The sequence below is a fragment of the Gluconacetobacter entanii genome, assembly GCF_013155425.1.
Lineage (GTDB): Bacteria > Pseudomonadota > Alphaproteobacteria > Acetobacterales > Acetobacteraceae > Novacetimonas > Novacetimonas entanii.
This window is the reverse complement of sequence record NZ_JABJWD010000108.1, coordinates 1-8,750: the sequence shown is the minus strand read 5'-3', so window position 1 is coordinate 8,750 and position 8,750 is coordinate 1. Positions and strand designations below refer to the sequence as shown.

The 8,750-nt window shown below is 66.1% G+C and carries 7 protein-coding genes; 4 read left to right on the top strand and 3 right to left on the bottom strand.

Features of this window, described 5'->3' with window-relative positions:
- Both HNH97_RS15795 and HNH97_RS15790 read right to left on the bottom strand, forming a co-directional pair.
- On the bottom strand, positions 1 to 870 hold an 870-nt coding region (locus HNH97_RS15795; RefSeq protein ID WP_171791513.1), incomplete at its 3' end, for an ABC transporter substrate-binding protein.
- 219 nt (positions 871 to 1,089) lie between these two features.
- Positions 1,090 to 1,281, bottom strand: coding sequence for a hypothetical protein (locus HNH97_RS15790; protein ID WP_171791512.1), 192 nt, complete (start codon positions 1,279 to 1,281; stop codon positions 1,090 to 1,092).
- A gap of 17 nt (positions 1,282 to 1,298) precedes the next feature.
- On the opposite strand from HNH97_RS15790, the gene HNH97_RS15785 reads away from it, so the two are divergent.
- The 4 genes from HNH97_RS15785 (at position 1,299) to HNH97_RS15770 (ending at position 7,281) form a co-directional block, all read left to right on the top strand.
- Positions 1,299 to 2,408, top strand: coding sequence for a lysophospholipid acyltransferase family protein (locus HNH97_RS15785; RefSeq protein WP_171791511.1), 1,110 nt, complete (start codon positions 1,299 to 1,301; stop codon positions 2,406 to 2,408).
- A gap of 274 nt (positions 2,409 to 2,682) precedes the next feature.
- Positions 2,683 to 4,983: an EAL domain-containing protein gene (locus HNH97_RS15780; protein ID WP_265176085.1), complete on the top strand. Its 2,301-nt coding sequence runs from the start codon at positions 2,683 to 2,685 to the stop codon at positions 4,981 to 4,983.
- Between the two features lie 108 nt (positions 4,984 to 5,091).
- On the top strand, positions 5,092 to 6,810 hold the full coding sequence (locus tag HNH97_RS15775; RefSeq protein ID WP_171791510.1) for a putative bifunctional diguanylate cyclase/phosphodiesterase: 1,719 nt from the start codon (positions 5,092 to 5,094) through the stop codon (positions 6,808 to 6,810).
- A 3-nt stretch (positions 6,811 to 6,813) separates the two neighbouring features.
- Complete coding sequence (locus HNH97_RS15770; protein WP_171791509.1) at positions 6,814 to 7,281, top strand: hypothetical protein; 468 nt, start codon at positions 6,814 to 6,816, stop codon at positions 7,279 to 7,281.
- 121 nt (positions 7,282 to 7,402) lie between these two features.
- On the opposite strand, the gene HNH97_RS15765 is transcribed toward HNH97_RS15770, so the two are convergent.
- The coding region (locus HNH97_RS15765; RefSeq protein WP_244949495.1) for a chloride channel protein at positions 7,403 to 8,750 on the bottom strand (1,348 nt) is incomplete at its 5' end.

The window sequence follows — 8,750 nt, the reverse complement described above, 5'->3', positions numbered from 1 at the left end:
GGCAGGGTGCGCGCCGGGCGGCAGGGGCGGGGCGTTGTCATCGTCGCCATCACTGTCATCCGCGTCGTCCTGTGTGGGGGGGCCCCGCGTTGCGGCCGGGGCGGGTTCCCCCTTCTGCACCGCGCCGTCATGGCCGATGCCCGCCGTGGTCCACGCGCCGCCGCCGACAACGATGTCCACCTGCCCGTCGGCCAGCGCCTGCTGCACCGTGGCCATGTCGCCCACGATGGCGGCGTTCGCCTTCAGCGCCACAAGCTTCGCCTGCAGCGCCGGCAGGTCTTCGTCCGACAGGCTGGCGGGATCCCTGCCCAGCGCCAGCGCGATGTAGGACAGCACCGGCAGCCATGAATCATAGATCGCGATATGGCCCTGGTACTGCGGCTTCCAGATCTCGTTGATGTCCGACAGCGCCTGCGCCGACACCTTCGCCTGGTCGAAGGCGAGGGCGAAATACCCGAATTTCTCCGGCACGGCATACAGGTGGCCGTCGAACGATCCCGCCTGCGGGTCGGCCACGGCGGCGGGGATGCCGGTGGTGGGGAAATCCGCCGGGTCCAGCGGCATCAGCATGCCGTTGCGCGCCATGGGCATCAGTTCCGTCTCGTCGGTTGCGACAAGGTCCCAGTCACCAGGCTGGGCCTGCCGGATGATGGACATGACGGAATCCACGGTGTCGATGTCGCGGAAATGCACCTGCACGGCGTTTTCCTGCTCGAACGGGCGCAGCAGTTCGGGGTCCTCGTGGTCGCAGCTTGTCAGGATGTTGAGCACATCGTCGCGCGCTTGGGCCGTGGGGCAGGCAAGTGGTGTCGTGGCAAGCAGAACAGCCGTGGCGGCGGATAACAGGCCGTAACCGGACCATCCGGACATCAGGGGGCACTCCTTGGGCTTGGGGATTCAGGGCAAGAGGGGGAGCACGCAGGCCCCCCCGTTACAGAGGTCCCGTGGACAGGGTCGGGGCGTGCCGACGGATGGTAAGGGGCCGCGATGCGCAATCGCGAAACCGTGTCCTTCATACCTGATAATGCCGTGCGGGGAGGATGCGACAAAAAAATATTTTATGGAACCGTGTCACGGCCACCTTTATCGTTACGCAAAGTATCGTCCCGTCCCTGCCGGCCCCCGGCGGGGCGGGGCGTACTTGACGCGCCCGAAGGTGGCGGCTACGTCCGGACACAGGGTCGGCGCGCACCCGCATGCGGTGCAGGCCGCAAGCGGGTCGGTCCCGCCACAGTAGCGCTCCACCCCGATCGCGACGCCTGTCGGCGCGGTCTGTCCCACCTGTCTATGGATAGGGCATGATTGCCGATTTCATTCAGCGCCGCATCCTGCGACGTCGCGATACTTCCGCCACACCCACGCCACAGCCGCGCGCCACGCGCGAACGTCGCGCCATCGCCCCCGTGACATCGCGCGACATCGCGGATATCGCGGCGCTGCGCATCCATCCGTCCGGGCCGTGGCGCGAACGCGCGCGTACCCTGCGGGGGATCGGCCGCCTGGCCGCCATCACGGTCTGGGTGCCGCTGTCGGTCGGGTTCGAGGCGGTGCTGCTGCTGGTGCCCGGCACGGCGAAGATCCGCTGGACGCGCTTCGTCTGGGGGGGCTTGTGCTTCCTGCTGTCGCTGAAGATCCGCGTCATCGGGCGCAGGGCGGGGTCGGTTGGCGGCGCACGGGCGCGCGCACGCGGCGAACGGCCGGTGATCTATGTCTCCAACCATTCCTCGTGGCTGGACGTGCCGGTGCTGGGCACCGTGCTGCCGTCAAATTTCGTCGCCAAGGGCGATATCGAGAAATGGCCCATCATGGGCCTCGTCTCACGCATTGGCCGGACCATCTTCGTCAGCCGCCAGCGCAGCACCACCGGGCGCGAACGTGACGAGATGATGGACCGCCTGATCGGGGGCGACAACCTCGTGCTGTTCCCCGAGGGCACGTCGTCGGACGGGTCGCGCGTGCTGCCGTTCATGTCGGCCTTCTTCGCCATTGCAAAGCTGCCCCGCGTCCCGCGCGGGCGGGAGGACACGCCGGAGGCCCAGGCCATGCGCCAGCACCCGCCGGGGATGACGCCGCTGATCCAGCCGGTTTCCGTCGTGTATGACCGGCTGGAGGGGCTGCCGGTCAACCGCGCCCGCCGCCCGGTCTTTGCCTGGTATGGCGACATGGAGCTTGGCCCCCATGTGTGGCAACTGGTGAAATGGCGGTCCATGCGCGCGACCGTGATGCTGCATCCCGCACTCGATCCCGATGATTTCCCCAGCCGCAAGGCGCTGGCGCAGGCCGCGTGGCGCGCCGTGTCGCAGGGGGCGGCGGAACTCCGCCAGAACGCGGAACAGGATGCGCAGGCGTGCGAATATGCCTGCCGGCCGCTGGGCGGGCTGCTGCCGCAGGACTTCCGCAGGCCCTGAATGCAGCGGGCGCATGTCGCCGTAGTGTAAAATAATACCCCTTAAATATTGTAAACATCGTAAACATTGAGGCATATCATGTGCCGTCATCCGCGCAGCGGATATGGTGTGCCATGATGTGGGTCCGCTCATGCCTGCTGCATGACGGAAATGTCGGTCTGGAAAAAACAGCCATAAGGGCTGTGCGGGCAGGGGTACATCCCGCCCGGCCGTGCGAGATGATGTGAAACCTGAAACGTGTGGGGGCACCCACACGGGCGAGCTGGAGAGCGTGGTGAGTCAGCCCAAGATTAACGCCGAGATCCTGTTGCCTGCCATGGAACAGGCGATCGACCCCATCGTCATCATCGATGAGCACAACAGCGTCATTTTCTTCAACCCCGCGGCGGAGCGCATGTGGGGCCTGCCACGCAAGGACGTGCTGGGCCGCAATGTCAGTTGCCTCGTGCCGCTCGACTACCGCAAGGACCATGACAGCTTCATCGCCCATAACCGCAGGACCGGGATCAACAAGATCGTCGGCACCTCGCGGGAGGTGGAGTTCACCCGCGCGGACGGCGAATATGTGTGCGGCGAGCTTTCGATCTCCAAGGTGCAGTTGCCGGGCACGGACAAGACCTACTACATCGCGGTGATGAAGGACGCGACGGAGGAAAGCCAGAGGCGCAAGATCCTCATCCTCCAGAACGACGTGCTCCAGGCGCTGGCGGCCGACCTGCTGATCCAGGACGTGGCCGACCTGCTGTGCCGCCGCGTGGACAGCTTCGTGCCCAATTCGGTTGCGTGCCTGATCCTGATCGATTCCGACAACCGGCTGCAGATCCTCTCGGCCCCCGGCCTGCCCAAGCGCTATTTCAACGCGCTGGAGGGGCTGAAGCTGGAGCCCGCCGACATCGCCCGCCTGCAGCGTGAGCCGTCGTACAGCAACCATATCCTGTGGCACAATTACCAGTCGATCGCGAAGTCGCTGGGGCTGGAACACTGCCGCTCCGCGCCGATCCGCACGCACAACAACCAGGTGTCGGGCCTGTTCGCGCTGTATTCGCGCGACCCCCATGCGCCGCAAAGCTGGCCGGAGCGGATCGTCGATGCCTGCATCCCGTTCTGCGCCCTTGCGGTGGAACAGAACGCGACGCGCCAGCATATCTCGCAACTGTCGAACTTCGATTCCCTGACGGGGCTGCTCAACCGCTCCTCGCTGCACAAGATCATCGACGAACTGATCATGCGCGAGGGCGACAGCCGCTTCTACCTGTTCATGATCGACATCGACCGCTTCCGCGACATCAACGATGCGCTGGGCCATGTCTATGCCGACCAGTTCCTGGTGGAAATCGGGCAGCGCATCCGTGACCTGGTGCAGGGGGATTACATCATCAGCCGCTCCGGCGGGGATGAATACATCGTCATCGTGCCCGACTGCACGCAGGAAAAGGCGGTCAAGTTCGCCGAACTGCTGATCACCACCATCGCCAAGCCGATGCAGGTGGGTGAAAACACGCTCAGCATCTCGTGCAGCATCGGCATCAGCAGCTTCCCCGACAACGGCCCCGACAGCGAATCCCTGCTCAGCAACGCGGATTCCGCCATGCGCCAGGCCAAGGCCGACGGGCGCGGCGTCTACCGCTTTGCCGGGCAGGAAAAGAACCAGGTGGCGCAGGACCGGCTTGTGCTCGGCTCCGCGCTGCGGGATTCGCTGGCGAAGGGGATGCTCAACCTGCATTACCAGCCGCAGGTCGAGGCGGCGAGCGGCGGCCTGTACGGGGTGGAGGCGCTGTCGCGCTGGCACCACCCGCACCTTGGCAACATCTTCCCCTCCCGCTTCATCGCGGTGGCGGAGGAAACCGGCCAGATCGAGGCCATCGGCCGCTGGTCCCTGCATGAGGCCTGCCGCCAGATGCGCCACTGGGACGATGCGGACGTGCATGTCCCCACCGTGGCCGTGAACCTGTCGGCGGTGCATTTCCGCAACCGCGCGCTGCCGGAATACATCTCCAACCTGCTGCGGCAGTTCAACCTGACGCCCGACCGCCTGACGGTGGAAATCACCGAAAGCGTCATGATGGACAGCAGCAGCGACACGATCGACGTGCTGCACGCCATCCGCGACATGGGCTGTGGCCTGTCGATGGATGATTTCGGCACGGGCTATTCCTCCCTGTCGCGCCTGACGCGCCTGCCGCTGAGCGAGATCAAGATCGACCGCAGCTTCATCAACGATTTCGAGCACGACACCAACGCGCAGGCCGTGACCATGGCGGTCATCGGCATCGGGTCGCGCCTTGGCATGACCGTCGTGACCGAAGGCGTGGAGACCGAGCAGCAGCGCCTCCTGCTGGAGGAGCTCAAGTGCGACGTGATGCAGGGCTACCTGTTCGCCAAGCCGCTGCCCGCGCATGAACTGGAAAAATGGTATCGCGCGGGCAAGGCGCGGGGCACGTTCGTCCCGCCGGTCGCGGACCGTCCGGGCGCGCTGGAGATGCAGAAGGCCGAAAAGGACGCCGCGGAGGCCAGGGCCAAGGTGGCGCCGGCCGCCACGGCCGGGGCGCCGGTCGGGGGCAAGGCTGCGAAATGATGTCACGGACCGCCGTGCCGGCGCGGCCATCGCGGCGGTCCCCCCACTTTATGACTGAAGATTACTGTCTGAATTTTTTGATCCCCCGTTTTCAGGTCTGAGGGAAAAATGTCATTGCAACACGATGATCGGCTACGCGCCCTTACTCACCAGGATGCGGATTTCTGGGCCGATCTGGTTGATGATGTCCTGATTGTCGCCATTACGGACCGTGATGGCGTGATTACCTATGTCAACGACAAGTTCTGCAAGGTCAGCAAATACTCCGCGGCGGAACTGCTGGGATCGACCCATCGTATCCTCAATTCCGGCTATCACGATGCGGCATTTTTCCAGGACATGTACCGCACCATCCAGTCGGGGCAGCCATGGCGGGGCAATATCTGCAACCGGGCGAAGGACGGGACGATCTACTGGGTTGCGACGACCATCATTCCCAAATGCGGGCCGACGGGGGAGGTGGAGGGCTATGTCGCCAGCCGCTTCGAGATCACCGAACTGATGAAGACGAAGGAGCGGCTGTCGGAACCGGCGGAAACCGATACGCTGACGGCGCTGCTCAACCGTGGGGGGTTCAACACCGCGCTGTCCGCCGCCCTTGGCCTGTCGAGCAAGGAGCCGCCGGAATCGCGCGCGCTGGTGATGTTCGACCTTGACGGGTTCAAGCAGATCAATGACATCCACGGCCACCATGCGGGCGATATCGTCCTGCGTGTCGTCGCCTCGCGCCTTGTGGAACTGACGGACCCCGATGACCCGATCAGCCGCCTTGGCGGGGACGAATTCGCCATCGTCCTGAACAAGACCCTGCGCAGCGTGCCGCTGGAAAAATACATGGACCGGCTGCAGGCGGCCCTTGAACGCCCGATCGACATCGAGACCGTGACCGTCAGCATTTCGGGCAGCATCGGCGCCGTCTTCCTCGATGCGCGCGAAAGTGTCGAGGACATGCAGAAGAACGCCGACATGGCGCTGTATGCGGCCAAGCGCGCGGGCGGCAAGCAGGCGCAGATGTTCACCGCCGCCCTGCGCCATCGCGCGCAGGTCCGCAGCCAGATCCTGATCGAGGCGCGCAGCGGCGTGAAGAATGGCCAGTTCGAGGTCTATTACCAGCCGATCCTGAACTGCCACACCTGCCAGCTTGACCAGATCGAGGCGCTGCTGCGCTGGCACCATCCCGAACGCGGCCTGCTGGCGGCGGAGGATTTCGCCGACGTCTTTACCGACTCCACCCTGACGCAGGCGATGGGGCCGTCGATGATCGCCTCGTTCCAGCGCGACGTCGCATTGTGGAACAGCACCGGGCAGCCCCCGCGCCAGCTTGCGATCAACATGTCACGCATGGACCTTGGCCGTGCGGAATACCGCGAGGAACTGGAACAGTCGCTGCGTGAATTCGGCCTGTCGCCCGCCAATTTCGTGCTGGAGGTGACGGAACCGATGCTGCAGGGCCGCCGGGCGGAGCAGAGCATGCACAACATCCGCGAACTTGGCGCCGCGGGCTTCCAGATCGCGATGGACAATTTCGGCAAGGGCGAGACGATGCTGCGTCACCTGCGGGACCTGCCGTTCACGCAGCTCAAGATCGACCAGTCGCTTGTGACCGGCATCGTGGACAATCCGGGCGATCGCGATGTGCTCGCCAGCCTGATCGGCCTGGGGCAGGTATACGGGCTGGAAGTCACGGTGGAGGGCGTGGAGACGCGCGCGCAGTTCGATATCGTCCACGCGATGAAGCCGGACCGGGTGCAGGGCTTCTTCATCTCGCCCGCGCTGTCGTCGCAGGCGCTGCTGAAGCTGCCGTCGCGCTTTGAAATCGCGGCGTAAGCGATGACGCAGGGTGATGCCCCCACGGGCGCGGTGCAGCTTGACGCATCCGTCCCGCGCGCGGACGTTGCGGGATGGGCCAATACGCGGCGCATCATGCATGTCCGTCACGAGGGCGATGACGCGGTGCTGCCTGCCTTTGTGACCACGGCGGGGTGGGCGCGCCTGCTGGAGCGGTACTGTACGGGGGAGGGTCCGGTGGACGGGCCGGGCGGCCGCCTGTCGCCCACGCGGGTGATGCTGGGTCTGGATCGTGCGATCGGCCGCCTGATGGATGCCGCCGCGGGCGAGGACGCGCGTGCGGGCCGGGCGCTTCGGGCGGGATATGCGGTGCATTCCGACCTGTTCGACCCGGCGGGCGGGGAGGTTCTCCTGCGCCTTGTGGTGGATCGCGATACCGGGGTGGCCTGCGTGATCGCTGGCATGCCGGAGGACCTGGCGCCGCTGGACCTGCCGCCGCTGGTGGCCTGAAGTCCCTTCTTTTTCTGAAGAAAAAGAAGCAAAAAGACTTTAATACTTCAACAATTAAAAGTTTTTGGTGAAGCTTTTTCCAAAAGCTTCAAAAGACGCCGCCTTCCCGGAAAAAAAGCCCTCATGACCGCGCCGACACACTCCCCGGCGCGGCAGGCCGTGTCAGTGGCCCCGGCAGGTGGGTCAGGCGCGCGCACCCGCGTGCCACGGCCACGCACAGCGCCATGGCGAGGCACATCGGGAACCACATGTCATGCCCGACGCGGGTGAATTCGATCCCCAGCGCCAGCGCCGTCATGGGCATGGCCATGAACGTGCCGAGGAAGGCGACCCCGCCGATCAGGGCGGCGGCATCGGCGGGCACGGCAGGGGCGGCGAGGTTCCATCCCGCGACCAGCACGCTTGAGAGCAGCGCGCCCATCGTCAGGCTTGGCGTCAGCAGGCCGCCGGCCGCCCCCGCCCGCAGCGCGCCCATGACGACGACGATTTTCAGCACCAGCAGTTCCGCGCCCAGCGTCGCGCCGATGCGGCCCGCCACCGCCAGTTGCGTCGGACCGCGCCCGTTGCCCGGAAGCTGCGGGAACAGGCACGCCAGCAGGCCGATGGCCGTAAAGACCGCAAGGCACCATGCGATACGCGCCGCCCCCGACGCCGCGCGGTTCTGCGCCAGTGTGCCGAGTGTCTTGATCGCATGGGCGCACACGCCGATGACCGGTGCGGCGCAGATGGCCCACATCATGATGGCGGGCGTCAGCGGCATGGGGCCGATGTCGTACTGCTGCACGTTGCCAAGGGCGATCCACGGCACCACGGCGGCAATGCCGCACGCACCAAGTGCCGCCATCGCCGCACGGGGCGAAAATGCCTTGAGCAGCACTTCGAGGATGAACAGCGTGCCCGCCAGCGGCACGTTATAGACCGCAGCCAGTCCCGCCCCCGCGCCACAGGCGATGATGATGCGCGCATCCCCCGGCGCAAGGCCCAGCAGGCGCCCCCCGCGGGAGGCGAGCAGCGCCCCGAATTCACGTGGCGCGACCTCCCGCCCCAAGGGGGAGCCAAGGGCGACGGTCACGATCTGCAGCAGCACATGGATGGTCGTGGACAGCGCGGGCATGGCCTTGCCCGGCGCATCGCCACGTCCCACGGCGGCCGTGACGCTGACCAGTGGCCGTCCCGCGCGTTGCAGTCCCCACCAGCCAAACCCCGCGACCACGCCGCAGGTAAACAGGGCCGCCACCCGCCGCCATGGTGGCGCGGCGCTGACGCCGGCAAGGAAGTTGTGCGGCCCGCCCGCCTGCCCATAGCCATAGGCGACATGCTGGACCGCATGCAGCGCCAGCGCCAGCGCCATCCCGCCCAGTCCGGACATGATCCCGGTTGCAATGACCGCAAGGACCATGCGCGCGCCGGGCATCGCGGTGGATGCCGCGGGCGGGACGGGCGATGCGGCGGTGGAGGAGGCGCGGGTG